Origin of the sequence: Rhizobium sp. 2MFCol3.1 (genome assembly GCF_000377565.1) — a bacterium.
Classification (GTDB): Bacteria; Pseudomonadota; Alphaproteobacteria; order Rhizobiales; family Rhizobiaceae; genus Rhizobium.
On sequence record NZ_KB898353.1, the window covers coordinates 606,512 to 633,203 of the forward strand.

Below are 26,692 nucleotides of genomic sequence, written 5' to 3' on the forward strand. Positions count from 1 at the left end.
GCTTGGGGTGCTAAGTTCGGGATCAAATTATGCGATGGATTCATGTATGAAGCGCGACGAACTCGGAGACCTTGCCGCCTTCTTGATGGTGGCTGAAGAGCGCAGTTTTACGCGCGCGGCGGCGCAGCTTGGCACATCGCAATCCTCGCTCAGCCACACGGTTCGCCGTCTCGAGGAGCGGATGGGCGTGCGCCTGCTGACGAGGACGACGCGCAACGTGTCGCCGACGGAAGCGGGCGAGCAGCTCGTCGAGACGTTGCGGCCCGCGTTCAACGATATTCGCGGCCGGATCGACGCTTTGAGCGCGATGCGGCAAAAGCCCGCCGGCACGATCCGTATCACGTCGAGCCGGCACGCAGCCGAGACCATTCTGATGCCGGCCGCCAAGCGGCTGATGGGCGAGTATCCCGATATCAGCATCGAGATTTCGATCGAGCAGCGGCTGATCGATCTGGTGGCCGAACGCTACGATGCCGGTGTTCGGCTGGGGGAGCGGGTCGAGAAAGACATGATCGCGGTCAAGATAGGGCCGGAGCTGCGGATGGTGGTCGCCGGATCGCCTGAGTATTTCGAGCGGCATCCAAAGCCGGTGACGCCGCATGACTTGACGCACCACACCTGCATCAACCTGCGGCTCCCCACGCTCGGCGGCCTTTACGCCTGGGAGTTCGAAAAGGACGGCCGGCCGCTCAACGTGCGCGTCGAGGGGCAATTCATTTGCAACGATGTGCCGATGATCATCGACGCTGCACTCAGCGGCCTGGGCCTGACGTGCCTGCCGGACGATCACCTGGATCCGCTGGTCAACGAAGGAAAACTGATCAAGGTTCTCGACGACTGGTCGCCGCCGTTTCCCGGCTATCACCTTTATTATCCTAGCCGACGTCTCGCCTCGCCGGCCTTCGCGCTTCTGGTCGATGCGCTGCGCTATCGGTGACGCGCGCTACTCAGCCGCTTATGAACCATTCGCATAACGACATGCGGCAGAGTGCCTCTAGTCGATGGCTCTCGGGTGGCCTATTTCGCTCCATCATGAATCCAATCAAATCTCAGGAGTGATATCCATGGAAATCAGAAAGAGTGGAGCACAGGCCTCCGCCAAAGGACCTGAAGACTACTTCACCGGCACGGTACGCATCGACGCGCCCTTCGGTGGCAGCGGTGATCTTAGCGGAGCGACCGTGACGTTCGAGCCGGGCGCGCGCACCGCGTGGCACACGCATCCGCTCGGCCAGACCCTGGTCGTGCTTTCCGGTCTGGGCCTGGTTCAGCGCGAAGGCGGCAAGGTCGAGGAAATTCGCCCCGGCGACATCGTCTGGTTCGAGCCCGGTGAGAAGCACTGGCATGGCGCATCGCCCAGCTGCGCGATGAGCCATCTGGCGATCGCTGAAAAGAAGGACGGCTCCGCCGTCACCTGGATGGAGAAGGTGGCCGACGAAGATTACCAGGGCCGAAGCGCATCATGAAGCCACACATCATCTGCCACATGATGACCTCGCTCGACGGCGGCCTGCATCCCAGCCGCTGGACCGCCAGCCCGGATGGCAATCGCGCTGGATGGTCGGCCACATACGAGGATATACACAAGCGCTTTGGCGCAGATGGGTGGCTGGTAGGTCGCGTCACCATGGCCGAAATGTCAAAGGCTGGCCCGCATGCGCCAGAGGGACCGTTTGACGTCAATCGCTCGCTGCATGTCGCCGACCCGGACGCCAGGAGCTTTGCCATCGCGGTCGATCAGCACGGCAAGCTGCATTTCAATGGCAGTGATTTCGATGGCGATCATGTGATTGTCCTGCTCGGCAAGGATGTCAGCGATCAGCATCTTGCCGAACTCGTGGCCGACGGCGTGTCCTATATCGTGTCCGACGGGCAAGAGATGGATCTATACAGCCTGCTGGAAACACTGGGACGCGAATTCAATATCCGCCGTCTGCTTCTGGAAGGCGGAGCCGGTGTCAACGGTTCTTTCTTCGCGGCGGGCCTGGTCGATGAACTGAGCCTGCTCGTGGCGCCAGCCGTCGATGCGCGCAAGGGAAGTGACCGTTTCATCGAGTATGGGCAGGATGGCCTGGCAGGCAAATGCGAGCTTTCGCTGCTCTCCTGCGACAGCCTTAGTGACGGTCTGCTGCATCTGAAATATGCCGTAAAGGCTTCGGCCTAGTCTGCAGAGAGCGTTGCGCCGAGCTTGGCGCAACGCTTTAGCCTTTGCAGGAGCCTCGAATTACTTAAGCGCTTCAGCCATGAACGCGCCCGCCCGGGCAGCGCCATCGGCTGAAATGGTATGGCCGAGCCCGGGAACGATGACCGTCTCCACGTTCATGCCAAGCGGCTCAAGAGCCGCCGCCGCACGCGTCGTCTCAGCGGCCGGAATGACCGGATCGGAGCTGCCATGCACCAAGAGCACCGGAGTCTTGACCGCAGGCGCAAGCGGAAGCGGGGAGGCGAGGCGGCCGGAGAAGCCGACAACGGCGCCGACTGGCCAGCGCCCAGACGCCACGGCGTCGAGCGCCATAATCGTGCCCTGCGAGAAACCGACCAGAACGACGCGATCGAGCCGATCGGCAAAACCGTTCTCCTTGATGATCGCCGAGATGGTGTCGTCGAAAGCCGGGCGTGCATCCTTGATGCGTCCGCTTCGGTTCTCGTCGGTCACACCGGCCACGCTGAACCACTGGTAGCCCGCGCCGAAGCTGGATGGGTTCGGGGCATTCGGCGAAGCGAAGACGGCGCCTGGAAGTGTGTCTTTCCAGACATTGGCGAGGGGCGCGAGATCGGCGCCACTCGAGCCGACGCCGTGGAGCATGATGACCAGTGCATGTGATGCGATTGTCGACATGGCTGTTTCCTCTCAGATCTCGAACGGAAGCTGTGGGCCGACGGGAACGATCCCGGTCGGGTTCAGCGCCTTGATCGAGTAATAGCCGCGCTTGATGTGATCGATGCTGACCGTCTGGCGGATGCCCGGTATGGCAAGCATGTTGTCGACGTAACGGCTGAGGTTGGGATAATCCGCCAGCCGGCGCAGGTTGCACTTGAAGAGCCCGTTATAGGCAGCGTCGAAACGGATGAGCGTTACGAAGAGGCGGACATCGGCCTCCGTCAGTCGCGTGCCAAAAAGGAAAGGTCGCTGTCCTTCAAGGCGCGCTTCCAGTTCGTCGAGCATCGTGAAGACGTCAGCGAATGCTTCCTCGTAGGCGACCTGTGTCGTTGCGAAGCCGGTGCGATAGACGCCGTTGTTGAGCTGCGGATAGATGCACTCGTTAAGGGCATCGATCTCCGCGCGAAGATCCTCCGGGTAGAGATCGACCGCTCCATCGGCAAGCGCGCCGAAGCCGGAGTTGAGCATTCGCAGGATATCTGCCGACTCGTTGTTGACGATGGTGCGGCGTTCCTTGTCCCAGAGCACAGGCACGGTGGCGCGGCCGGTGTAGTGCGGATCGGCGCTGGTGTAGATCTCGTGCATATAGGTGGCGTTGTTGAGCTCATCGCGATTGGCGCCGGGATAATCGCCAAAACGCCAGCCCTGATCGGAAAGAGCCGGTTCGACGACCGATACCGAAATCACGTCTTCCAGCTTCTTCAGCGCGCGGCCGATCAGCGTGCGCGAGGCCCAGGGGCAGATCAGCGCGACATAGAGATGGTAGCGGCCGGCCTCGGCCTTGAAGCCGGCGCCACCGGTCGGACCGGCGCTGCCATCGGGCGTGACCCAGTTGCGGAAACCCGAAATCTGCCGGACGAAACCGCCCTTGGCGTCGGTCGCCTGTACGGGGTGCCAATCGGCGGTCCACTTGCCATCCACGAGCATGACTGAACTCCTGATCTGTTCTTGCGCGGTGTTGGAAATTGATATGGCGCAATTCCAGATGGATGATTATCCGGTCATGAAGAGAATATTTCCTTCCAAAATGGAAGCAATCAGTCCCAACCCTTGTCCCACACCGGTTGTCCGCGAAAGGCGTCGGCCAGAAAGTCCACGAGTACTCTCACTTTCAGCGCCAGATGCCGGGCAGGGGGATAGACCGCGTACAGGCCGCGCGGCTCATCCTCGAAATCAGACAACAGCGGGCGCACCGCCTGAAGACGAAGTCGCGCGCCGGCAACGAAGCTCGGTACGCGCGCGATCCCTAGTCCCGCTTCCGCTGCCGCGACGCAGGCCTCGGCGTTCGAAAACTCAATGCGCCCGCGAACTTCCGTCACCAGCGGCTGTGAACCGGCCTTGTCGCGGAACCGCCAGGTGAGCGGATCGCGGAAATTGGTGTCGATGATGCAATCATGGGCCGCGAGATCCGCCGGCGTCACTGGCACGCCGCGCTGGTCGAGATAGGAGGAGGCGGCAACGAGCACGATGCGCGCGGCGCAAAGCTTGCGCGCGATCAGGCTGCTATCATCGGGGCGTCCGATGCGCACGGCAGCATCAAATCCTTCGTCGACGAGATTGACTGTCCGGTCCGAGAAGCTGACGTCGAGATTGATATCGGGGAAAGCCATCGCGAACTGATTGAGCACGGGTGTCAGCTGCGTGGTGCCGAAGGTGATCGGCGCGGTGATCCGCAATCTGCCCGACGGCGCGCGCGAGGCATTGCGCACCGAGGCATCAAGCGCATCGAATTCCTCGAGAAGCGATTTCACGCGCTCGTAATAGGCGCGACCAGCCTCCGAAAGCGACAGCGCGCGCGTCGTCCGCATGATCAGCTGCACGCCGAGGCTTGCCTCCAGGCGCGAGACCAGCTTCGACGCCTGGCCGCTGCTGGTGCCGAGGCGGGCTGCCGCGCCAGCGAAGCTTCCCGTATCGATGACGGCAACAAACATGCGGTCGCATTCGAGACGATCCAAGTATCTGTCCCCCTACCAACTTGCCGCCGTGAGAGCGGGTGCCGCCCAGGCAAACAAACCGGCGGCGCATGACGCCGCCGGCAGGTGTTATCAGCCGAAGACCTTGAAGCGGTCGCTGTCATCCATGAACGCCTTTTCGCCGAAGGCGGCGGAGTTGGCGCCGAACGGCATCTGCGCGCGCAGCTTCCACGAGGCCGGGATGTTCCAGGCGGCGGCAATTTCAGCGTCGGCCAGCGGGTTGTAGTGCTGCAGGCTCGCGCCGATGTCGGACGCAGCCAGAGCCGACCAGACGGCGAACTGCGTCATGCCGCTCGACTGTTCCGACCAGATCGGGAAGTTGTCGGCGTAGAGCGCGAACTTTTCCTGCAGGCCCTTCACGACGTCCTGGTCTTCGAAGAAAAGAACGGTGCCGGCGCCGGCAGCGAAGCTGTTGATACGCTTTTCGGTCGATTCAAAAGCGTCGGCAGGAACGATCTTGCGCAGTGCGTCCATCACGAAGCCCCAGAGCTTGTCGCTCTCCGCGCCGTAGAGAACCAGAACACGCGAGCTCTGCGAGTTGAAGGAAGACGGCGTGTGCTTGACGGCTTCCTGGATGAGCTTGGTGGTTTCTTCCTGGGAGATCGGCAGGGTCTTGCCGAGCGCATACTGGCTGCGGCGCTTCTTGATGGATTCAATCAGAGTATTGGTCATATGGGGCGCTATCCTTTTTCATATATGCGGCCACCCTGCTGCTGGGAGGAGCAGCGACATGCGGCCGGCAAGAAGGGATAGTGCATGCGAACGGATATGCATATTGCGTTGCATCAAGCGCGCGAGATTTTTTTGCTTCATCGCGATCTTGTTACCAGCTTGACCGAGTCTCCCAAGACTACGACTTCAACGGCAACTCGTCGCGCGCCAGCCGCGCGAGCTCTTTCTCGTCGCGCACGCCGAATTCAAACCAGTCGATCAGCGCCTTGGCGGTCGCCTGGCCGCGGTCGCTGGTCACGTCGCAGTTCTGTTCAAGGCACCATTGCTTGAGGATCCGATCCAGCATCTCCATCGCTTCCGATGTCAGCGCCTCTTTCGGCCAGTCCGTCTTCGTCATCACATCCGCCCCCGTTTCGCACCACCGTAACGCGTATTGGTCGACGCGCTATGACCGCCGAAGCACAGTCGCGCAAAATCGTCGCCGACCGTCCGGTATCGACGATGGCGTTGAAATATTGGAACGCCACAACCGCACGTGCGTTAACCGATATCGGAGGTATTGCGTTATGGACCCGAAACGATGGAGCCGGCCGATCTACTTCCAGGCGAGCAGATACGGCGAATTTCGAACAGTGACGAACACAAGCGAAGCTGCGACAGCGTTAAGTACGGCGTGGCCGATCTCGCGCGGGCGCAGTCTGAAGACCGCCAAGCGCACCTGCCAGCAGGTTCTGAGCGGCAAGAGACCGCCCTCCGAGGCCAGAAATGCCTTCATCGCGGCGGCTGTCGAGGCCAATGTTTACGTCAAGGAACGATAGCCGGAAAAGAAATCAGAAAAATCTTATTTAGGTAGAGTGCAAAGATAGAAGTTTAATGATGCATTCAATCCGATTTGAACACGAGCATGCCACTGTGGGTTTCGCAATCTCGAGTGGGACAATCATGCTGACGTTGCAGAATGCCATTCTTGAAATGATCGCCAAGGGCGAGCCGCTTGGCGCCGTCGTCCATGATCTTTGCACGCGCGTGGAGGCCGCCATCCCCTGGACGGTGTGTTCGGTGCTGACGGTCAAGGATGGCCGAATGCATCCGCTCGCGGGCCCGTCACTGCCGCTCACTTATTCGCAGGCCGTGGACAATCTGGCCATCGGTCCGCTGGCCGGCTCATGCGGGACGGCGGCCTATCTTGGCGTGCCTGTCACGGTGACCGATATCGAAAACGATGCGCGCTGGCAGGACTTCAAGGCCATGGTCCTGCCTCTTGGTTTCAAGGCGTGCTGGTCGACGCCGATCATGAGCGGCGATCGGGTTCTGGCGACCTTCGCCTTCTATTTCCGCGAAAAGCGTGGTCCGAGCCAATTGGAACGCGATGTGGTGGATGCATGCGTCCATCTCTGCGCGATCGCGCTTGAGAGAAACGAGCGCGCGCTCGAGCGCGAGGCGCTGACCTACACGGATGCGCTTACGGGGCTGCCCAATCGCGCGCGGTTCAACGAGGTGCTCAAACAGCAGCATCGATCCGCCGAGCGAAGCTGGGGTATGCTACTTGTCGACGTCGACAACTTGAAGCTGGTCAACGACACATTCGGCCACGGGGCGGGTGATGCGCTTATTCAGGTCGTGGCGCGGCGCATGGCCGCCACCATGCCGACCGAAACGACGTTCCGATTGGGTGGCGACGAGTTCGCGGTCATTCTGCATGACGGCCCGGAGCCGGACCTTGCCGCAAAGGCCGAGGACATCCTGCGGGAGATCAAGCGGCCCGCTCAGTGCGATGGCCATGTGATCTTTCCGGCGGCCAGCATTGGTGGCGCGATCGCCGAGATCGACGACACGCCCGAGCAGGTCCGGCACAATGCCGATGTCGCGCTCTATCACGGCAAGGAGCGCAATCGTGGTCAGTACACAGCCTATCATGCGGGGCTGGGAACATCTCTGACACGGCGCTTCCGCGCCATCCGCGACGTCAGTGTCGCACTGGCGCAGAACCGCATCGATGCCCACTACCAGCCGATCCTTCGCCTCGATACGCGAGAGGTCGTCGGCTTCGAAGCGCTCTGCCGGATGACCACGCAGGCCGGAGACGTCGTCTCGGCGGCGAACTTTCATGATGCGACCCTGGACGCCCAAGTGGCGTCCGAGTTGACCGAGCGCATGCTGTCACGCGTGGCGGCCGATGTTCGTCGCTGGCTCGACATGGGCCTGCCGTTCCAGCATGTCGGCATCAATCTGTCGGCGGCGGATTTTCACGCTGGCCATCTTCAGGAACGGCTATGCAGCGCGTTTGCGGCATCAGGCATACCCTTGAAGCACGTCATCATCGAGGTGACGGAATCCGTCTATCTCGGCCAGGGCGATCATGTCGTGGCAAACGAGATCAAGGCGATGCGCTCTAGGGGCCTGCGCGTTGCGCTCGATGATTTCGGGACCGGTTTTGCGTCGCTGACGCATCTGCTGACCGTTCCCGTCGATATCATCAAGATCGACAAGTCATTCGTCGATCGGCTGGTGCCGGGTGATGCGGGCGCGGTGATCATCGAGGGACTGATGGGGATCGCCGAAAAGCTCGGCATCCGCGTCGTTGCCGAGGGAATAGAAACGGAGATGCAGGCCGAACATTTGCGCGCGCTCGGATGTCTGCTGGGACAGGGTTATCTGTTTCACAAGGCGGTCGATCGCCATTCGGCCGCCTGGCTGTTGCGGGAGTTCGGCCAGCATTCGACGTCCGACGAGCAGGCGATGTCACGTCTGGCCTAGGCCAGGCGACGATCAGGCCGCGCGCCTGAGATCCTGCCCGTGGAAATCCGCGAGTTTCGTCACGACGTCGTCGATCTCTTTCTCGGTGCGCGCCGCATCCCAGCCGAGCGCTTCGGCGGTGACCCTCGCCATGTCCCGCAAGCCTGCCATCGTCAACGCGCCTTCGATCGCGATCGTCGTCCGGCGAAGGACGATGTCGGAGAGATGGACGACGAACTCCTTTCTGGCGATCCAGTCGATCTCGAGCAGGCTGTAATGGTCTGCATCGGAAAGCCGTTCGCTGTCGCGATGGGTTGACATCGCTTCGTGATCGAGGATCGCCGATGCCGTGGTGCCGTATCGCGACAGCAGCGTTTCTGCTCGCTTCATGTCGATACCGCTTTTCTGTACGGCGGCCGCTAGCCAGGCTCGGCGCTGAGCGGCGTCACCAGGAAACTGGCGACCGCCGCCGATGGCCAGTTGCTGGGTCGATTGGCGGCGTGTGCGCTGCAGGCGTTGGAGCACGAGGTCGGCGACCTCCTCGGAGAAGCCACGGAAGGTCGTCCATTTCCCGCCGACCAACGACACGACAGGGAAGGGACGCTCCGCCGTCGCTTCCATCACCGGTGCTGAGTGATCCCGGCTGATGAGACCCGGCGAGGAGGCGTCGGAGGCCGGCAGCGGGCGGATGCCGCTATAGGTGTAGATCACCTGATCGCGGCTGAAGCGCAGCGAAGGGAGAAGGGAGCGGACACTCTCGAGGAAGTATTCGATCTCCGGCTCTTCGCAGCGCACATTCTCCGGATCGCTCGCTGGTATGTCGGTCGAGCCGACCATGGCGAGACCGAGATAGTCGTAGACGAGGCAGATGCGGCCGTCATCCGCCTCGAAGTAGATCATGTGGCCGTTGAGGCTTTTCACCAGTTCCGGATGATCGAGCAGGATATGCGAACCCTTGGTGCCGCCGATCAGCTTCGAGGGCGCATTGAGCGAAGCGTTGGCATGATCGATCCATGGGCCGGCGGCATTGATGACCAGCTTCGGGCGAACGGAGAACGTCTCGCCATTCGCGCGCTTGAAGGTCAGCACGCCGTTCTCCGATGAGATCAGCGCGGTGAAGTTGGTCGCCAGCGCGTTGTCGTTGGCCTGCAGCCCGTCCGCCACCAGTTCGTAGACCAGGCGTTCCGGGCGGCTGATCTTGGCGTCGTAATATATACCACCCGCGACGATGGCGGGCGTGACATGCGGCATCTCCTTCAGCGCCTTCTTCTTGAACAGAAAGCGATGGTTCGGCATCACCCGGTTGCGGGCGCCGAAGAAGTCGTACATCCGCAGGCCGACCTTGACGAGAACGGCGCCGCGGCTGCGCGGTGCCGTGGTTGAGCCGGTCAGTGTCCTGAGCGCGGCCCAGATGCCGCGCGTCCAGGAGAAGACTGGAATGAAGGTCGGAAGCGGCTCGACGCAATGCGGCGCGTTGCGCAGCAACAGATTGCGCTCCAGCGTCGACTGCGCTACCAGCCCGAACTCGCCCGTTTCCAGATATTTCAATCCGCCATGGATCAGGCGCGACGGCGCCGAACTCGTGCCGGAGCCGAAATCCGCCTTGTCCACGATCAGGCAATCGACACCCTGCACGCAAAGATCGCGGAACGTACCCGCGCCGTTGATGCCCGCGCCGAGGATGACAACGTCAATGTCCTTGATCGCGCCGAGGTCTTGGAAACGAAGCGTGTTGGCGGCGGAAATGTCGATCATCTGAAATCGTCCTGCTGAATGTCATTTGCAAACCGTGCCCGGCGGGCGCGGTTCTTATTTCAAGCCGATGGCTTGCCTGCGGTGAGCTTACCGATCTTCGGCCAGATGGGCGCCATGGCATCGGCGATCTCACGGAAGAGGTCGTAGCGCTCCTGGTACGCAGCACTTCGCGCCGCATCGGGATAGCAGCGATGCGCGATGGCCGCCGTGTCGCGTGGATCGTGCCGAGGGCTTGCATAGAGACCGACACCAGCGCCGGCGCAAAGAGCTGCACCCCAAGCGGCCGCTTCGTCGGTCTCGGTGACCGTCGCCGGCATGCCGAGGATATCGGCGAACATCTGCACGACGCGCTTGTTGCGCGAGATGCCCCCAGCAAGGCGCGCCTCGCTGAAGGTGAAGCCATCCCGCAAGGCGTCGACGTGGATGCGGTGGTTGAAGGCGATCCCCTCAAGCACGGCGCGCAGCATGTCGCCGCGATTGTGCCAGCCGCCGAGGCCGAAGAAGCCGGCGCTGGCGGCCGCACCATACGGCGAGCCGAACAGGTAGGGGTGGAACAACGCGGTCAGAGGCCGCTCGAAGGCGGCCTCGATCTCCGGCGCGAGCAGTGCGTGAACCGAACCGCCGGATGCCTCGACGCTCTGCCGCTCGCTGGCGCAGAGCGTATCGAGGAACCAGTCGTAGTTGGCGGTCGATGCCGGCGAGATCGACATGTTGTTCCACTGGCCGGGTTCGATAGCGTTGCGGCAGAACCAGCGACGGTCCATGCGCGGATGCGGCGACAGCGTCTCGTTGATGGAGTAGGTGCCGGCGATGACGGCAACCACGTCGTCGGCATAGCCGCCGGAGCCTAGCGCCGAAGCGGTGACATCGTGCAGGCCCGCAACAACGGGCGTTCCGACGGCAAGCCCGGTGCGCTCGGCGGTTTGCGCGGTCACATAGCCGATGATTTCATCCGAGCGCGAAATCGGCGGCAATGCGGAGGCCATCTCCTCGATGCCGAACAATCTGAGCGCAGCGAGATCATAATCCTGCGTCCGGACGTTCGTGAAGGATGTGCTCGCCTCGGTGCGATCGGTGCCGATGATCCCACTCAGGCAGAACCGCAGCCAATCCTTGCACGACAGGATATGGCCAATCTCCTTGTATCGTGCGGGCTCGTGCTGCTTGATCCAGCCGAGCAACGCAGAAGGCGCCGAGACGTGTGGGACCTGGCCGGTCAGCTCCAGCGCCTCGTCGGCGAGCGGGCTGGCAAGCCACGCCTCGACGATATCGACCGAGCGGCTGTCGAGCGATAGGAGCGCGCGGCCGAGAGGAGCGTTGGCCTTGTCGGTTAGGTAGATGCCGTCGCCATGCGCAGTGGCCGCGATTGCTGCGATATCGCCGGCGGGACGGCCGCTAAGTTCTATCGCCTCGCGGATGGCATCGGCTGTCTGTGTCCAGAGTTCGTTCATGTCGCGCTCGACATGGCGCGCATGCGGCATGAACTGGGTCACGCGGCGGCGGGCAACGGCGATCGGCGTTCCGTCGACGTCGAAGATCACGGCCTTGGTGACGGTGAGGCCGCTATCTATTCCAAGCAGACTTGGCATTCAGGCTTTACTCCGGCTGATGTGGTCGCAGACGCGCCTTGTCCTCTCGCGCGATGATCACGTTGATATCTCGTGATCGCATGCGGTCGATGTGGACGGCGGGCGTCTTGTCGTCGACGATGATGACGTCGAATTCGCTGAGGGCTGCGAAGCGATGCAGGGCGCGCCGCTCGAATTTGGTGTGGTCGGCCAAGAGGACGCGCTTGGCGGCGCAGTCGAACATGGCGCGTTTGGTGTCGACCATCTCGGGCGACTGGTGAAACACCAGATCGTCGGTGATTGCCGACATGGAAATGAAGGCGACGTCGGCGCGCAGACGGTGGATCTCGTTGACGGTGGTGCGGCCGACAAAGGCGTTGCACCAGTTGTAATATTGCCCGCCGAGCGCCAGCAATGTCAGGTCCTGCATGCCCTTCAATGCGTTGATCAGCGTCAGCGAGTTGGTGATCGCCGTGATCGGAACCTTCGCGGGCAGATGGTCTGCCATCGGCAGCACGGTGGTGGAATCGTCGAAGAAGATGGCCTGCCCGGGCTCGACGAACTGCATGGCCGCCGCGGCGATCATGTTCTTCTCGGCCGATTGGCGGCCGGAGCGGTAGACGTCGCTGGATTCGATCAGGCTGGAGGCGGCTGCCGTCACCACGCCGCGCGTCTTGCGAAACAGGCCACGGCTGACGAGGTCGTCGACATCGCGATGCGCGGTCATGAGGCTGATGCCGAAGCGATCGGTCAGATCCTCGATCCGCATCTGTCCTTCCGCCATCACGGCCTCGGCGATCATCTGCCGGCGCACGAGCTGACGCGTCTGTCGGCTGTCGCTTGGGAGTTCGTCGATGGGGAGCGCGCCTGCGCCTATCTTCTGTGTCACGATGGCCTCTGCGCTCGAACGACTGGTGTGCGCGTTGTATCGCGAAGATACGCAACTATGGAGGAAAAAGGGGGCGCCTCATTAAGGCGTCCCCTTCCGTGTCTTACTGCTCGAGAACGAAGGGAGCGGTGTACTTGTCGACGTTGTCCTTGGTGATCAGCAGGCAATCGAAGAGCTGCTTTTCGCTCTTGGCGCCGGTGCTGCCGTTCTTGATGACATTGTCGGCCTGCTTGACGGCTTCTTCCGAGAAGACGGCGACCGGCTGCAGGACGGTGTACTGCAGGTCGCCGGCCTTGATGGCGGCTACTGCGTCAGGCGAACCGTCGAAACCGCCAACCTTGACGTTTGCCAGCTTGCCGGCTTCCTTCAGTGCTGCGATCGCGCCGAGAGCCATTTCGTCGTTGCCGGAGATAACGCCGATGATGTCAGGGTTTGCCTGGAGCATCGACTGCATCTTGTTGTGGCCCTGGGTACGGTCCCAGTTGGCGACTTCCTTGGCCGACTTCACCAGGTCAGGATACTGGGTCAGGACCGACTCGTAGCCGTTCGAGCGGGTTGCGGCGTTGTTGTCGGAAGGAGAGCCGAAGAGTTCGGCATACTTGCCCTTGTCGCCGACAGCTTCAACCCACTGCTGCGCACCGATGGCCGCACCCTGTGCGTTGTTGGAAACGAGCTGTGCCTTGGCCAGGCCTTCCTGGTTGATTTCAGCGTTGACGAGGATAACAGGGATGCCAGCGGCAACGGCCTTCTTGACGGCGCCAACCGAACCATCGGCGTTTGCCGGGTCGAGGATGATGGCAACCGACTTGTTGGTGATCGCGGTGTCGATCAGGTTGCTTTCAGTGTTGGTGTCACCCTTGTGCGCGCCGACGGTCGCCGTGTAGCCGAGCTTTTCAGCGGTTGCCTTTGCAACGTTGCCTTCGGTCAGCCAATAGGGGTTGGACGGATCGTTGACGATAACCGTCATCAGGCCCTCAGCCCATGCGGAGCTTACGAAGATCGGCGCTACGGCAACAGCTGCCAGAAGAACGCGCATGCCCTTTTTAAACATAGTCTCTCTCCCATTGATGAGTTCGTGTTGTGCCGGCTTCCCGGCGGTGCTTTCCGCATTGTTGCGGAGAAGGTCTGCAGCGTGCGTCAGGATGATTTGACCCGACGCCCGTATTGGATGCTGTTCATGAGAACGGCGAGAACGATGACCGCGCCGGTAAAGACGGTCTGCCAGTAGGCCGAGACGCCGATGATGACGAGGCCGTCCGACAGGAAGCCGATGACGAAGGCGCCGAGCATGGTGCCGCGTACGGTCCCCCGTCCGCCGGTGAGCGCAGCACCGCCAATGACCACGGCAGCAATCGCCGTCAGTTCATAGGTGGTGCCCGCGGTCGGACCGGCGGACGTCAGCTGGGAGGAAAGGACCAGGCCGGCAATGGCCGCGCAGACGCCGGAGAACACGTAGACGAGGATCTTGACGCGCTTGACGGGAACGCCCGAGAGTTCGGCGGCGCGTTCATTGCCACCGGACGCGTAGAGCCAACGACCGAAGGCGGTCTTGCTGAGCACGATGCCGCAGATGATGGCGAGTGCCGCAAGCACGAGCACGCCGATCGGAACACCGCCGAGACGGTTGAAGCCGAGCCAGTCGAACCCGGTGTTGCCGAGTTCTGGGCGGCCGCCGAGATTGTTGTATGTCAGGCCGTTCGTCATCAGAAGCGCGATGCCGCGGGCAACGTAGAGAACGCCGAGCGACGCGACGAAGGCGGGAACCTTGAGATAGGCGATCAGCACGCCGTTGACGGCGCCGACCAGCGCACCCATCGCGCAGGTGAGGACCACGACCGCCCAAACCGGCGTGTAGAGGATGACGCCGAAGGTGGGGAGCTGCACGCCCTGCATCAGGAAGCCGGCGATACAACCGGCCAAGCCCAGCGTCGAGCCGACCGAAAGGTCGATGCCGCCGTTCAGGATGACGAGCAGCATGCCGATCGCCAAAATCCCGAAGATCGCCACGTGCGAGGCCATGATCAGGAAGTTGTTGAGGCTGAAATAGTAAGGCGACAGGAAGGAGAAGACCGCGATGATGACGATCAGCGCGAAGAACGCGCGACCTTCCAGCAGCAGGCGAATAATATTGAAATCCCGCCGTGGCCCGTTCGAAACTGTCTTTTTGTCGTTTGCTTCAGTGACTGACATAATCAGTGCTCCATAATTCCGGGCTAGTGCGCGACCACTGCTTCGCCAGAGGCGGCCATGATCTTTTCCTTGGTGACGTCAGAGCTGAACTCGGCGGAAATCTTGCCGCGATGCATGACGATGATGCGATGTGCAATGCTCAGGCATTCGGCGACCTCCGAGGTGGAGTAGATCACCGCCAGCCCCTGCTTGGCGCGCTCAGCCAGAAGCTTGAACACCTCGGCCTTGGCGCCGATGTCGATGCCTCGGCTCGGTTCGTCGAGCAGGATGACCTTCGGATGCGTCGCCAGCATCTTGCCGATCACGACCTTCTGCTGGTTGCCGCCGGAGAGCGAGCCGATGGCGGCCGCGCCACCGTCGGTCTTGATGTGAACCTTGCGGATCGAATCCGTGACCAGTTCGCGCTCGCGGCCACCCGAGGTGAATAGCCCCCTGGTGAAAGCGCCGATGCTGGCAAGCGAGAGGTTGGTGCCGACAGTCATCGTCTGAACCAGACCGTCGCGCTGGCGGTCTTCGGGCACGAGGCCGAGGCCACTTGCGATCCGGTTGGCAATGCTAAGGCCGGCGACGTCCTGGCCTTCGAGAAGAATGTGCCCGCCGCTGGCGTGCAGACGTCCGGCCACGCATTCGAGAAGCTCGGTACGACCGGCGCCCATGAGGCCGTAGATGCAGACGATCTCGCCGGCGCGCACATCGAGCGACAGGCGGTCGACGGCGTTATAGGCAGCACCGGAAGGGCCGGGAACGGTGAGTTCCTTGATAGACAAGGCGACCTTGCCCATCTCGTAGCCATCAGGCGGGCTGCCGAGGTCGAAGTTTTCGCCCACCATGTTGCGGACGATCCATTCGAGGTCGATATCCTTGCGCTCGGCATAGGCGGTCATGGTGCCGTCGCGCAGCACGACGGCATGGTTGGTGATCTGCAGCGCCTCTTCGAGGTGGTGCGAGATATAGACGATCGATACGCCGCGGCTGGTGAGATCGCGGATGACCTTGAAGAGCACTTCGACTTCGGTGGCGCTGAGCGCCGAGGTCGGCTCGTCCATGATCAGGATACGCGAGTTAACGGACAGCGCGCGAGCGATTTCCACGATCTGCTGCTGGCCAAGGCGGAGATCCTCGACGGGGGTCAGCGGATCGATATCCTCTTCCAGCTCTTCGAGCAGCGCGCGGGTCTGGCGCTCTTCCTCGGCAAAATCGACGGTTCCCGCCGTGATGATCTCGCGGCCCATGAAGATGTTGTCGCGGACGCTCAAGTTGGGCGCCAGGCTGAGTTCCTGGTGGATGATTGAGATGCCGCATTCGCGGGCATGCGTCGAGGAGACGAAGTTGACCGTCTGTCCGTCGAGGATGATCTCACCCGATGTCGGGCGCACGACGCCCGACAGGATCTTCATCAGCGTCGACTTGCCGGCACCATTTTCGCCGAACAGCGTGGTGACCTGGCCGCGGTGAATGTCGAAGTTCACGCCCTTGAGGGCCTGCACGCTGCCATATGTCTTGGCAACGTTGCGGGCGCTGAGCACGACCTCACCGATCTCACCTTTGATCTGGCGTTGGCTTGCCTGGCTCATTTGACTTCAACCTTGACGGGGGTGACGAGCCAGTTCTTCGGGTTGATCAGCTTGAAGACGCCGGTGACAGTGACCGTCTTGCCGGTCAGCTGAGCGGGGTCGATGCTCCCAAGCACGGCCTTCTTCATCTCGTTGTTGATCGCCGAACCGGCGTCCTGGTACTCGATCTGATTGGTGAACTGGCCGAACTCGATCGTACCCGTGGCATCACGCAGATCGGTGCCGTTGATTGCCGGGCCGGTCTGCATGCGAATGACGACTTCAGGCGGCAGGCCGTCGACCTTCACCTCGTTGATGTTGCCCTTGCGCTCGCCGACGACGCCGGAGAAGGACACGGGCAGAACCGGGCCAGTGGTCGTTGCGACGCCGTATTTCTCGCCCGCCGCTTTCTTGTCTGCGAGGGCAGCCGGTGCAAGCTCGGCAGCTGGAACCGCGCGCTTCTCGACATCAGCCGCGATCTTCGGGAACTGCTCCACACCGTAGGTTTCCGAGGAGAAAGCCTGCTGGCGCACGTCGTTTTCGGAGCCGATATGGACAACCTTCGTGTCCAGCGCGATCGCACCGACGACAACCACGATGGCCGCAATGCCGACCGCGATTTTCAGTTTGCCGCTCTTTGGCTGGGAAGCCGCGTAGTCCGTTTCTATGCTCATTTTCTGACAACCTTCGGCGCAAGGCCGGATTTCCTGTTGAGGGAAAGAAAAGGGGATGAGGGATTATCGACGTCGCGACCGGTCAGTCGGGCGACAATCCAGCTTGTTAGTTAGGGAGTTTGCGAGGAGGTCGCCAAGCGGCGATCGCGCGTCGGGGCGGAAGTGCTGGCGTGACGCCAAGCCATGTCTGGAAACAGAAATTCGCACCGTCGTGATCCTCCTCAATAACCCGGCGTTTGTTTCTCCTCCAACCGCCAGGCGCTTCACGCAGATACCGTGTTAGCCCGCGAGCTATGGTATCGCCGTGTTATCAATGGCAATAAACATGTTATAAAGATTGTACCTTGTCAATCGACCATTCGGCGATGTTTTCGATTTTAGTCGATGTTGATGGCTGTGTAGAGCGGTCAGGCTGGTGCCCATAGAAAGCGCTGAGAAGACAACGCTTTGCAATCTATCGCATAACTAACGCATGCGAGATCAATCGCGCTATTGCATCACAAGTTATTGATATAGTTATACTTGTTCGGGTATCGCAATGGCGCGTGCGTAGGCGCTGGAGGAGGTCCTCGCAGCGTTTGATTAATGGCGCTCAAGCCAGCGCCTCGCCCATCGTGTCGATTTGATGCCTTGCATTATATCTGAAAAAATTTGCGACAACAGAAAAAAAATTCATTTGCGGTGATAAGTTTGTGTTATATTCTGCATGAAACGAAAATTCGGCGCTTGCCGGTTTCCGGTTGCTGCCCAGGGCGAGGTCTTTCAGTCTGATCTTGCGAGGAGCGGTCGTAATGCGACGTACTGTCTGAACGGTAGCGCTTGGCGCGGTCCGTCGGCGGTCGTCTGGGAGGAGTGACCATGAATGGGATGAGGATGCCGTATCCAGCGGCATGGATGATCGTGGGCGACGAGGCTTTCGATGTCTGAACGTGGGCAGATCATTATCGGTATCGATGCCGGAACCTCGGTGATCAAGGCGGTTGCCTTCGAGCTATCTGGGCGCCAGATCGCGTCCGCGTCGGCGCGCAATCAGTATGCGACCGGCGATGACGGTTCGGCGACGCAGTCTCTGACGCAAACCTGGGCCGACTGCGTGACCGCGCTGCGCGGCCTCAGCGAAAAGGTGCCGGGCCTTGCCGAGCGCACGGCGGCCATCTCGGTGACGGGGCAGGGCGACGGCACATGGCTCGTCGGCGCCGACAATCGACCGGTTGGCGATGCGTGGCTCTGGCTCGATGCGCGGGCGGCTCCGACGGTGACGCGGCTCAGCGCCGGCGCCGGCAATCGCGCGCGCTTCGAAGCGACCGGCACCGGCCTCAATACGTGCCAGCAGGGTGCGCAAATCGCCCATATGGACCGCAATCAGCCCGAGCTTCTCGATCGCGCCGAGGTCGCGCTTCATTGCAAGGACTGGCTTTATCTCAATCTTACGGGCATTCGCGCCACCGATCCGTCGGAAGCGAGTTTCACCTTCGGCAATTTCCGCACGCGGAAATATGACGATGCGGCGATCGATGCGCTCGGACTGTCGCGCCGCCGCTCGCTATTGCCCGAGATCATCGATGGCACCGAGGTCACCCATCCGCTGTCGGCTGATGCGGCCCGGGCCTGTGGGCTTCTCGCCGGCACGCCCGTCAGTCTCGGCTATGTCGACATGGTCATGACCGCACTCGGCGCCGGCGTGCGTAGCGCGGGTCAGAACGCGGCCTGCTCGACCGTCGGCTCCACCGGCGTCCACATGCGTGCCAAGGCGGTGGCCGACGTGCAGCTCAATGCCGAGGGCACGGGTTATGTGATCGCCTTGCCGATGCCCGGGATCGTCACCCAGGTACAGACCAATATGAGCGCCACGATCAACATCGACTGGCTGCTGCAGATGGCCGGCTCGCTGATGGCCGACGGCGGCAAGACGGTATCGCATGCCGATCTGATCGCCCGTATCGACAGCTGGTTCGCCGAGAGCCGGCCGGGCTCGGTGCTCTATCACCCCTATATCTCTGATGCCGGCGAACGTGGCCCCTTCGTCAATGCCGCGGCCCGCGCCGGTTTCATCGGTCTTTCCATGCGGCATGGCTTCGCCGATCTGTTGCGCGCGGTGGTCGAGGGTCTCGGCATGGCGACGCGCGATTGCTACGCGGCGATGGGCGATATGCCCGAAGAACTCCGGATCACCGGCGGCGCGGCGCGTTCGCGCGCGCTGCGTGGTTGCCTGTCGGCGGCGGTCAATGCCCCGGTCAGGGTGTCGCGGCGCGAAGAGGCCGGTGCCGCAGGCGTCGCGATGATGTCGGCGGTTGCGATTGGCGCCTACCGCAACATGGATGATTGCATTGCCGAATGGGTGACGCCGCTTCTTGGCGAGGCTGAAGCGCCCGACAGCGAGCAGGCCGAGCGCTTCGAGCGCCTGTTCAAGGCCTACGTGATGGTGCGCGAGGCGGTCGCGCCCGCCTGGGATCAGCTGGTCGCCACGCAATAAACGGAAATCCCGCGCCGGGCCGCGACTGATGCGCGGCCGCGCTGAATGAATGTGTTGATGCACAAAGCATCCGAAGGAGCATGTTGATGACTGAGTCCGGAATGGTGGATCTGTTCGTGATCGGTGGCGGGATCAATGGTGCCGGCATCGCGCGTGATGCGGCGGGCCGTGGCCTGAAGGTCGTTCTGTGTGAGAAAGACGATCTGGCGCAGGGGACATCGTCGCGCTCAGGCAAGCTGGTTCATGGTGGCCTGCGCTATCTCGAATATTACGAATTCCGGCTGGTGCGCGAGGCGCTCATCGAGCGCGAGGTGCTGCTCAACGCCGCCCCCCACATCATCTGGCCGATGCGCTTTGTGCTGCCGCATTCGCCGCAGGATCGGCCGGCCTGGCTCGTCCGTCTCGGTCTTTTCCTTTATGATCACCTGGGTGGCCGCAAGAAGCTCCCGGGCACCCGCACGCTCGATCTGCGCCGTGACCCCGAGGGTACGCCTATCCTCGATCAATACACCCGCGGCTTCGAATATTCAGACTGCTGGGTCGACGATGCGCGTCTTGTCGTGCTCAATGCGGTCGATGCCGCCGAGCGAGGGGCCGAGGTTCTGACCCGCACGGCAGCCGTCTCCGCTAGGCGCGAGAATGGCGGCTGGAGCATCACCACCAAGAACAGCGTCACCGGTGAAACCCGCAATTTCCGCGCCCGCTGTATCGCCAATGCTGCGGGCCCCTGGGTGTCCGATGTCATCGGTCGCGTGGCTGGTGCCAACAGCAGCCGCAATGTCCGGCTGGTCAAGGGCAGCCATATTATCGTGCCGAAGTTCTGGGCGGGGTCCAACGCCTACCTCGTGCAGAACCACGACAAGCGCGTAATCTTCATCAATCCCTATGAGGGCGACAAGGCCCTGATCGGCACGACCGATATCTCCTACGAAGGCCGGGCCGAGGATGTCGCAGCCGACGAGAAGGAAATCGAGTACCTGCTCACCGCCGTCAATCGCTACTTCAAGGAAAAGCTCCGCCGTCAGGATGTGCTGCACAGCTTCTCCGGCGTGCGCCCCCTGTTCGACGACGGCAAGGGCAATCCATCAGCCGTGACGCGTGACTATGTCTTCGATCTCGAAGAGACCGGCAACGCGCCGCTTCTCAACGTCTTCGGCGGCAAGATCACCACCTTCCGTGAGCTCGCCGAGCGCGGCATGCAGCGGCTGAAGCACATCTTCCCGCAAATGTCCGATAACTGGACGGAACACGCAGCGCTTCCGGGCGGTGATATGCCGAAGGCCGATTATGAAACCTTCTTCAACGGCTTGAAGGAAAGCTATCCCTGGATGTCGCGCACGCTCGCGGGTCACTACGGCCGTCTCTACGGCACCCGGACCCGCAAGATCGTCGGCGATGCAAAAGGTGTCGAAGGTCTTGGCCGTCACTTCGGTGGCCATCTCTATGAGGCCGAGGTTCGCTATCTCGTCTCGTCCGAGTGGGCGCTGACCCCTGAGGACGTGCTGAAGCGCCGCACCAAGCACTATCTGCACCTGACCGAGGCCGAGCAGGCCGCCTTTGCCGACTGGTTCGCCGGCGCGAATCTCGTTGCGGCCGCCTGAGGATACCGATCATGGCATTGACCCTTTCGCTAAACACCAATCCGCTCGTCAATCGTTTCGCCGAGCCGGATGACCTGATCGAAACCGTGGCGCGGGATTTGCGCATTCGTGACCTGCAGCTCACCCACGAGTTCATCAATCCCAGCTGGCAGGCGCCCGTCATCCGCAGGCTGACCCGCAACATGTCGGCGGCACTCCAGCGCACCGGCGTCAGGGTGACCTCGGGTATGACCGGGCCTTACGGCCGCCTCAACCACTTCGGCCATCCCGATGCAGACGTTCGTCGCTATTACGTCGACTGGTTCAAGACCTTCGCCGACATCACCGCCGATCTCGGCGGGACTTCGGTCGGAACGCAGTTCGCGATCTTCACCTACAAGGATTTCGACGATCCCGCGCGGCGGGAGGAACTGATCAAGATCGCCATTGATTGCTGGGCCGAGGTTGCCGAGCACGCGAAGTCGGCTGGTCTGTCATACGTGTTCTGGGAGCCGATGAGCATCGGTCGCGAATTCGGCGAGACGATCGCCGAGTGCATGAAGCTGCAGGACCGTCTGACCGCCGCCGATATGGCCGTGCCGATGTGGATGATGGCCGATATCGACCATGGGGACGTGACCTCGAGCAACCCCGATGATTTCGAACCCTATGCGTGGGCGCGCGCCGTGCCGAAGGTTTCGCCGATCATCCACATCAAGCAGAGCCTGATGGACAAGGGCGGGCATCGGCCGTTCACGGCCGAATTCAACGCCAAGGGCCGCATTCAGCCGCCGGAGCTGCTCAAGGCATTTTCGGAGGGCGGAGCCAAGGATAACGAGATTTGCCTCGAACTCTCCTTCAAGGAGCGTGAGCCGAACGATCGCCAGGTGATCTCGCAGATCGCCGAAAGCGTCGCGTTCTGGGCGCCCCACATCGACACCGGCGTTGCCGACCTGCATATCTGACCGAAAAGCGAATCGAAAAAAGAGGCGGGATATGCGGGTGGCCAAATCGGGAGAAGACTGTCGATGAACGATCCGGAAGAATCGCTTGCGGTGCGAGCCGCCTGGCTGCATTACGCCGGGGGCCTGACGCAGTCCGAGGTGGCCAAGCGTCTTGGACTGCCCTCGGTGAAGACGCACCGCCTCATCGCGCGCGCGGTCGCCGAAGGTGTCGTCAAGATCAGCATCGAAGGCGACATCATCGAGTGCGTGGCGCTGGAGAACAGCCTCTCCGAGCGCTTCGGCCTGCAATATTGCGAAGTGACGCCCTATGTCGGCGAAGACGAGTCGATCTTTCGAACGCTCGGCCTTGCCGGTTCCAACTTCCTGAAGCGCGAGATCGAGCGCGGCGACAATACTGTGATAGGGCTTGGCCACGGACGCACGCTGTCGACCGCAGTGCATCTCCTGCCGCGTGTCTCCGCCCGCGACCTGCGCTTCGTCTCGCTTCTCGGCGGCTTGACCCGAAACTACGCAGCCAACCCCTATGACGTCATGCACCGCATCGCCGAAAAGACCGGCATGCCTGCTTATGTCATGCCCGTTCCGTTCTTCGCCAACACGGCCGAAGACCGCGAAGTGCTTCTGGCGCAGCGCGGTGTGAAGGAAGTGATGGATCTCGCAAACACCGCCACGCTGAAGCTGGTCGGGCTCGGTACGGTCGACACGCATGCGCAGCTGGTGCAATCGGGCATGATCGAGGCGCGCGAGATCAAGGAAGTGGCGGCTGCCGGCGGTGTCGGCGAAATCCTCGGCTACTTCTTCGATTCCAACGGCCGCATTCTCGACACCGCGCTGACCGAGCGAACGCTCTCGGCCAGCCTGCCGCAGCCGAGGACGGAGCGGCTGGTGGCGCTTGCGGGCGGCGGCGGCAAGGTCGAGGCGATCCGCGCCGTTCTGCGCAGCGGCAGCCTCCACGGACTCATTACCGACGAACGTACGGCCGAGGCGCTTCTGCGCTAGCCGGACGATCAGACAGACCACGACAGGAAATAGGATTGCACATGGCCAACTCACCGCGTTTCTGGATCGGCACCAGCTGGAAGATGAACAAGACGCTTGCCGAGGCGCAGAGCTTCGCGAGCGGGCTCAAGGCTGCGGATGGCGCGCGCGATCCGCGCATCCAGCGCTTCGTCATTCCGCCCTTCACGGCCGTGCGCGAGGTCAAGGCGATGCTGGCGGAGACGTCGGTCAAGGTCGGCGCGCAGAACATGCACTGGGCTGATGATGGCGCATGGACCGGCGAGGTGTCGCCGGCGATGCTCAAGGACTGCAACCTCGACATCGTCGAGCTCGGCCATTCCGAGCGACGGGAGTTCTTCGGCGAAACCGACGAGACCGTTGGCCTCAAGACCGAGGCTGCCGTTCGCCATGGACTGATCCCTCTTATCTGCATCGGCGAGACGCTGGCCGACCGCGAAAGCGGCCGTGCCGCCGAGGTGCTTGCGACTGAGGTTCGCGGCGCACTTTCCAAGCTGACCGGCGCGCAGAAGCAAGCCGAGATCCTGCTCGCCTACGAGCCGGTCTGGGCGATCGGCGTCAACGGCATCCCGGCGACGGCCGAATATGCGGATGCGCGCCAGGCCGAAATCATCGCGGTTGCCGAGGAAGTGCTGGGTCGCCGCATCCCTTGCCTCTACGGCGGCTCCGTCAACCCCGGCAATTGCGAAGAGCTTATCTCAAGCCCACATATAGATGGGCTTTTCATCGGCCGTTCGGCCTGGAACGTCGAAGGTTATCTCGACATCCTCGCGAAATGCGCCGCCAAACTTGACGCAAAACTCGAAGGAGAAAAAGCATGAAACTGGCAATCGCAGGAGACAGCGCGGGCGAAGGCCTCGCCAAGGTTCTCGCCGACCATCTGAAGGATCGCTATGAAGTGTCCGAAGTCTCGCGCACAAGCGCGGGCCCGGATGCATTCTACGCCAGCCTTTCCGACCGCGTTGCGTCGGGCGTTATCGACGGCACCTATGACAAGGCGATCCTCGTATGCGGCACCGGCATCGGCGTTTGCATCTCCGCCAACAAGGTCCCCGGCATCCGCGCCGCACTGACCCATGACACTTATTCGGCGGAACGCGCCGCGCTGTCGAACAACGCCCAGATCATCACCATGGGCGCGCGCGTCATCGGACCTGAACTCGCCAAGGCCATCGCCGACGCGTTCCTGGCGCAGACCTTCGACGAAAACGGCCGCTCCGCCGGCAACGTCAAGGCTATGGACGAACTCGACGCGAAGTACAATCAGCGTTGATAGACTAAGAGCTACGGCCCGCGCCTTGCGGGCCGTACCTCCATGAGCGCGTCGACGAATTCCGCGTTCATCCCGCAGCGCCCTTTTGCCGTCTGCCACGATTCTCCGCACGAATATCCAAACGCCACCGAAAACGACAATCGCCGACGGCGTCGTTTCAATAAGCTCCTGACATCAAAGGGCGGCGAAGCCGGCTCTGATGATTTGATACGGAGCGCCTTGTGGCAAACGAATTTTCATTCCCGCTTTCTCGCCGCCAAGCAATGCTTGCCGGAGCAACGATTTCATTCGCGATGGCCACACCAGCCTTCGCCGCTAAGCAAAAGACATCACACACTGCAAAAGGAGCAACTCCCATGACCGGAAACTTTGTGAAGACGAAAGATGGCGTCGAGATCTTCTTCAAGGATTGGGGTCCGAAGGACGCCCAGCCGATCGTTTTCCACCATGGCTGGCCGCTGTCGTCAGACGATTGGGACGCTCAGATGCTGTTCTTCGTCAACAAGGGCTATCGCGTCGTCGCTCATGATCGTCGTGGCCACGGCCGTTCCGCGCAGGTGAGCGATGGTCATGACATGGACCATTATGCCGCCGATGCCTCCGCCGTTGCAGAGCATCTCGATCTGCGCAACGCGGTGCATATTGGCCATTCCACCGGCGGCGGTGAAGTTGCTCGCTATGTTGCCAAATATGGTCAGCCGCAGGGGCGTGTCGCCAAGGCCGTTCTGGTCAGCGCCGTTCCTCCGCTGATGCTGAAGACACCGGGCAACCCCGATGGCACGCCGATGGAAGTGTTCGATGGCTTCCGCGCGGCGCTGGCCGCCAACCGCGCCCAGTTCTACATCGACGTCGCCTCCGGTCCCTTCTATGGATTTAACCGGCCCGGCGCGAAGGTATCCCAGGGTGTGATCGACAACTGGTGGCGTCAGGGCATGATGGGCTCGGCCAAGGCGCACTATGACGGCATCAAGGCGTTCTCGGAGACGGACCAGACCGAGGACCTCAAGGCGATGACCGTGCCGACGCTGGTGTTGCAGGGCGATGACGACCAGGTCGTGCCTTACAAGGATGCCTCGCTGCTGCAGGCAAAGCTTCTGAAGAACAGCACGCTAAAAGTCTATCCCGGCTTCTCGCACGGCATGCTGACGGTGGAAGCCGACGTGATCAACCCCGACCTGCTTGCCTTCATCAAGGCCTGATCGCCCATCGAACATTCGCTTTGGCGCCTGTGGCCGACTCATCTCGTCGGCCACAGGCGCCAAAGTGTGAGTCTTGCCTTTCACAACGTTCCGATTGCGATTCTCGGATGCCTCTTATGCAAATTTATCTCTGCTCATTATCCGGGCAATGAGATAAATAATTGGGCATTCACAAAGGAGAAATGCAATGAAAATCACCAACAAGATCGTCGAGTACTTTCAGCTCGGCAGAGCATACCGTGAACTTTCCCGCCTCGACGACGCCGCTCTCAAGGACATCGGTGTTAATCGCTCCGATCTGAAGCGTCGCGTATACGGTCGCTGATCACATCTACCTGATTGCTTCCGATGGGCCTGCTTAAGCGGGCCTTTATCGTTTTTAGGGCTTTTCACAACACGAATTCAGGGCGTTCGATACTGCCTATCCGCCCCCGAAAAAATGCCCCGTCATCGACGCCTCTCGCGGCCGGCTGAGACACCCGCGTTAACCTTTTGTTAACCAATTCATCGTTAATAAATCTCAACGATTTCTTAACGTAGATGACCAAATTGCTAACAGACGCCCGCTCCATCCGTATCAAGGGCCGCTCGTTTCTGGCGGTGATGCTATCGCCGGACCTGCCGCTCGATGATTGGCTGGTGCGGTTGGACGATCTGGCCGCGCGATCGGCCGGCTTCTTCCTCGGTCGCCCGGTCGTGCTCGATATCGGCGAGCTCGAGATTGATCGCGCGCAATTGAAGGAGCTGATCGCGGCGCTCGGCGAGCGCAATGTCAGCATCATGGGCATCGAAGGCGGGCGTCCTTCGCTGATCGGACCAGGCATGCCGCCGGCGCTGAAAGGCGGGCGTCCGGTTTCCGATTTCGAAATGCCGCAGAACGAACCTGTTCTCGAAGCACCACGCAAGCCTGACGCAATCGAGACGCGGCAAACTCCGCAGTCATTGGTTATCCGAGAGCCGGTTCGCTCCGGGCAGTCGGTGATTTTCGCGGAAGGCGACGTGACCATCATCGGGTCGGTCTCATCGGGCGCGGAAGTGATCGCCGGCGGTTCGATCCATGTCTACGGCGCTTTGCGCGGACGGGCGATGGCGGGGTCGTTGGGCAACGCCTCGGCGCGTATCTTCTGCCGCAGGCTCGAGGCTGAACTGGTTGCCATCGATGGCATCTACAAAATGGCGGAAGACCTGGAGCCGGGGCTTCGCGGACAAGCAGTCCAGCTCTGGCTGGAAGACGACGCGATCAAGGCCGAGAAACTTAGCTGAGCCCAGGTTGGCCAGATATTAGGAGAGAAAG

Annotated in this window: 26 protein-coding genes; 14 read left to right on the forward strand and 12 right to left on the reverse strand. The window is 61.7% G+C overall.

Annotated elements, in window-relative coordinates:
* The first annotated feature begins 46 nt into the window (after positions 1–46).
* From D460_RS0102565 to D460_RS0102575, 3 genes are all read left to right on the forward strand, one after another.
* On the forward strand, positions 47–937 hold the full coding sequence (locus tag D460_RS0102565; RefSeq protein WP_018896935.1) for a LysR family transcriptional regulator: 891 nt from the start codon (positions 47–49) through the stop codon (positions 935–937).
* A 127-nt stretch (positions 938–1,064) separates the two neighbouring features.
* Positions 1,065–1,466 carry a cupin domain-containing protein gene (locus tag D460_RS0102570; RefSeq protein WP_018896936.1) on the forward strand — a complete coding sequence of 134 codons (402 nt, stop codon included), beginning with the start codon at positions 1,065–1,067 and terminating at the stop codon, positions 1,464–1,466.
* On the forward strand, positions 1,463–2,164 hold the full coding sequence (locus D460_RS0102575) for a RibD family protein (RefSeq protein ID WP_018896937.1): 702 nt from the start codon (positions 1,463–1,465) through the stop codon (positions 2,162–2,164). The genes D460_RS0102570 and D460_RS0102575 overlap by 4 nt, the downstream gene beginning before the upstream one ends.
* A gap of 60 nt (positions 2,165–2,224) precedes the next feature.
* Here the strand turns inward: D460_RS0102575 and D460_RS0102580 are convergent, their stop codons facing one another.
* From D460_RS0102580 to D460_RS0102600, 5 genes are all read right to left on the reverse strand, one after another.
* On the reverse strand, positions 2,225–2,839 hold the full coding sequence (locus tag D460_RS0102580) for a dienelactone hydrolase family protein (protein WP_018896938.1): 615 nt from the start codon (positions 2,837–2,839) through the stop codon (positions 2,225–2,227).
* Between the two features lie 12 nt (positions 2,840–2,851).
* Positions 2,852–3,808: a glutathione S-transferase family protein gene (locus tag D460_RS0102585; protein WP_018896939.1), complete on the reverse strand. Its 957-nt coding sequence runs from the start codon at positions 3,806–3,808 to the stop codon at positions 2,852–2,854.
* Between the two features lie 110 nt (positions 3,809–3,918).
* Positions 3,919–4,836 carry a LysR family transcriptional regulator gene (locus D460_RS0102590; RefSeq protein WP_018896940.1) on the reverse strand — a complete coding sequence of 306 codons (918 nt, stop codon included), beginning with the start codon at positions 4,834–4,836 and terminating at the stop codon, positions 3,919–3,921.
* Between the two features lie 90 nt (positions 4,837–4,926).
* Positions 4,927–5,526 (reverse strand): nitroreductase family protein, encoded by a 600-nt coding sequence (locus D460_RS0102595; RefSeq protein ID WP_018896941.1) that lies wholly within the window; start codon positions 5,524–5,526, stop codon positions 4,927–4,929.
* A 178-nt stretch (positions 5,527–5,704) separates the two neighbouring features.
* Positions 5,705–5,923 (reverse strand): hypothetical protein, encoded by a 219-nt coding sequence (locus tag D460_RS0102600; protein ID WP_018896942.1) that lies wholly within the window; start codon positions 5,921–5,923, stop codon positions 5,705–5,707.
* Positions 5,924–6,092: 169 nt separating this feature from the next.
* Here D460_RS0102600 and D460_RS34890 point away from each other — a divergent pair, with 169 nt between their 5' ends.
* Together D460_RS34890 and D460_RS0102610 are read left to right on the forward strand one after the other, a co-directional pair.
* A complete protein-coding gene (locus tag D460_RS34890; protein ID WP_081619835.1) occupies positions 6,093–6,344 on the forward strand; it encodes a DUF982 domain-containing protein in 252 nt (83 codons plus the stop codon).
* Positions 6,345–6,465: 121 nt separating this feature from the next.
* The gene (locus D460_RS0102610) at positions 6,466–8,283 is read left to right on the forward strand and encodes an EAL domain-containing protein (protein WP_026282719.1); all 1,818 of its coding nucleotides are present in this window, start codon (positions 6,466–6,468) and stop codon (positions 8,281–8,283) included.
* Between the two features lie 12 nt (positions 8,284–8,295).
* Here the strand turns inward: D460_RS0102610 and D460_RS0102615 are convergent, their stop codons facing one another.
* The 7 genes from D460_RS0102615 to D460_RS0102645 form a co-directional block, all read right to left on the reverse strand.
* Positions 8,296–10,017, reverse strand: a complete 1,722-nt coding sequence (locus D460_RS0102615) for a glycerol-3-phosphate dehydrogenase/oxidase (protein WP_018896945.1) — start codon at positions 10,015–10,017, stop codon at positions 8,296–8,298.
* Between the two features lie 59 nt (positions 10,018–10,076).
* Entirely contained in the window at positions 10,077–11,606 is a 1,530-nt protein-coding gene (locus D460_RS0102620; RefSeq protein WP_018896946.1) for an FGGY-family carbohydrate kinase, read from the reverse strand.
* A gap of 7 nt (positions 11,607–11,613) precedes the next feature.
* Complete coding sequence (locus D460_RS0102625) at positions 11,614–12,474, reverse strand: DeoR/GlpR family DNA-binding transcription regulator (RefSeq protein ID WP_018896947.1); 861 nt, start codon at positions 12,472–12,474, stop codon at positions 11,614–11,616.
* A gap of 103 nt (positions 12,475–12,577) precedes the next feature.
* The gene (locus tag D460_RS0102630) at positions 12,578–13,525 is read right to left on the reverse strand and encodes a D-ribose ABC transporter substrate-binding protein (protein WP_018896948.1); all 948 of its coding nucleotides are present in this window, start codon (positions 13,523–13,525) and stop codon (positions 12,578–12,580) included.
* A gap of 86 nt (positions 13,526–13,611) precedes the next feature.
* Positions 13,612–14,664 carry an ABC transporter permease gene (locus tag D460_RS0102635; protein ID WP_018896949.1) on the reverse strand — a complete coding sequence of 351 codons (1,053 nt, stop codon included), beginning with the start codon at positions 14,662–14,664 and terminating at the stop codon, positions 13,612–13,614.
* A 23-nt stretch (positions 14,665–14,687) separates the two neighbouring features.
* Positions 14,688–16,238 carry a sugar ABC transporter ATP-binding protein gene (locus D460_RS0102640; protein ID WP_018896950.1) on the reverse strand — a complete coding sequence of 517 codons (1,551 nt, stop codon included), beginning with the start codon at positions 16,236–16,238 and terminating at the stop codon, positions 14,688–14,690.
* Complete coding sequence (locus D460_RS0102645) at positions 16,235–16,891, reverse strand: DUF2291 domain-containing protein (protein WP_018896951.1); 657 nt, start codon at positions 16,889–16,891, stop codon at positions 16,235–16,237. Before D460_RS0102645 ends, D460_RS0102640 begins: the two co-directional genes overlap by 4 nt.
* A gap of 919 nt (positions 16,892–17,810) precedes the next feature.
* On the opposite strand from D460_RS0102645, the gene D460_RS0102650 reads away from it, so the two are divergent.
* The 9 genes from D460_RS0102650 (at position 17,811) to minC (ending at position 26,661) form a co-directional block, all read left to right on the forward strand.
* A complete protein-coding gene (locus tag D460_RS0102650) occupies positions 17,811–19,364 on the forward strand; it encodes an FGGY-family carbohydrate kinase (RefSeq protein ID WP_018896952.1) in 1,554 nt (517 codons plus the stop codon).
* Between the two features lie 86 nt (positions 19,365–19,450).
* Positions 19,451–20,965, forward strand: a complete 1,515-nt coding sequence (locus tag D460_RS0102655) for a glycerol-3-phosphate dehydrogenase (protein WP_026282721.1) — start codon at positions 19,451–19,453, stop codon at positions 20,963–20,965.
* Between the two features lie 11 nt (positions 20,966–20,976).
* Positions 20,977–21,909 (forward strand): TIM barrel protein, encoded by a 933-nt coding sequence (locus D460_RS0102660; RefSeq protein ID WP_018896954.1) that lies wholly within the window; start codon positions 20,977–20,979, stop codon positions 21,907–21,909.
* Positions 21,910–21,972: 63 nt separating this feature from the next.
* Entirely contained in the window at positions 21,973–22,908 is a 936-nt protein-coding gene (locus tag D460_RS0102665) for a sugar-binding transcriptional regulator (protein WP_018896955.1), read from the forward strand.
* Positions 22,909–22,949: 41 nt separating this feature from the next.
* Positions 22,950–23,747 carry a triose-phosphate isomerase gene (locus D460_RS0102670; protein WP_018896956.1) on the forward strand — a complete coding sequence of 266 codons (798 nt, stop codon included), beginning with the start codon at positions 22,950–22,952 and terminating at the stop codon, positions 23,745–23,747.
* Positions 23,744–24,199 carry an RpiB/LacA/LacB family sugar-phosphate isomerase gene (locus D460_RS0102675; protein ID WP_018896957.1) on the forward strand — a complete coding sequence of 152 codons (456 nt, stop codon included), beginning with the start codon at positions 23,744–23,746 and terminating at the stop codon, positions 24,197–24,199. Before D460_RS0102670 ends, D460_RS0102675 begins: the two co-directional genes overlap by 4 nt.
* Before the next feature lie 221 nt (positions 24,200–24,420).
* Entirely contained in the window at positions 24,421–25,398 is a 978-nt protein-coding gene (locus D460_RS0102680) for an alpha/beta hydrolase (protein WP_037110692.1), read from the forward strand.
* A gap of 187 nt (positions 25,399–25,585) precedes the next feature.
* Positions 25,586–25,723, forward strand: coding sequence for a DUF1127 domain-containing protein (locus D460_RS34895; RefSeq protein ID WP_018896959.1), 138 nt, complete (start codon positions 25,586–25,588; stop codon positions 25,721–25,723).
* A gap of 215 nt (positions 25,724–25,938) precedes the next feature.
* On the forward strand, positions 25,939–26,661 hold the full coding sequence (gene minC, locus D460_RS0102690; protein ID WP_018896960.1) for a septum site-determining protein MinC: 723 nt from the start codon (positions 25,939–25,941) through the stop codon (positions 26,659–26,661).
* Positions 26,662–26,692 lie beyond the last annotated feature (31 nt).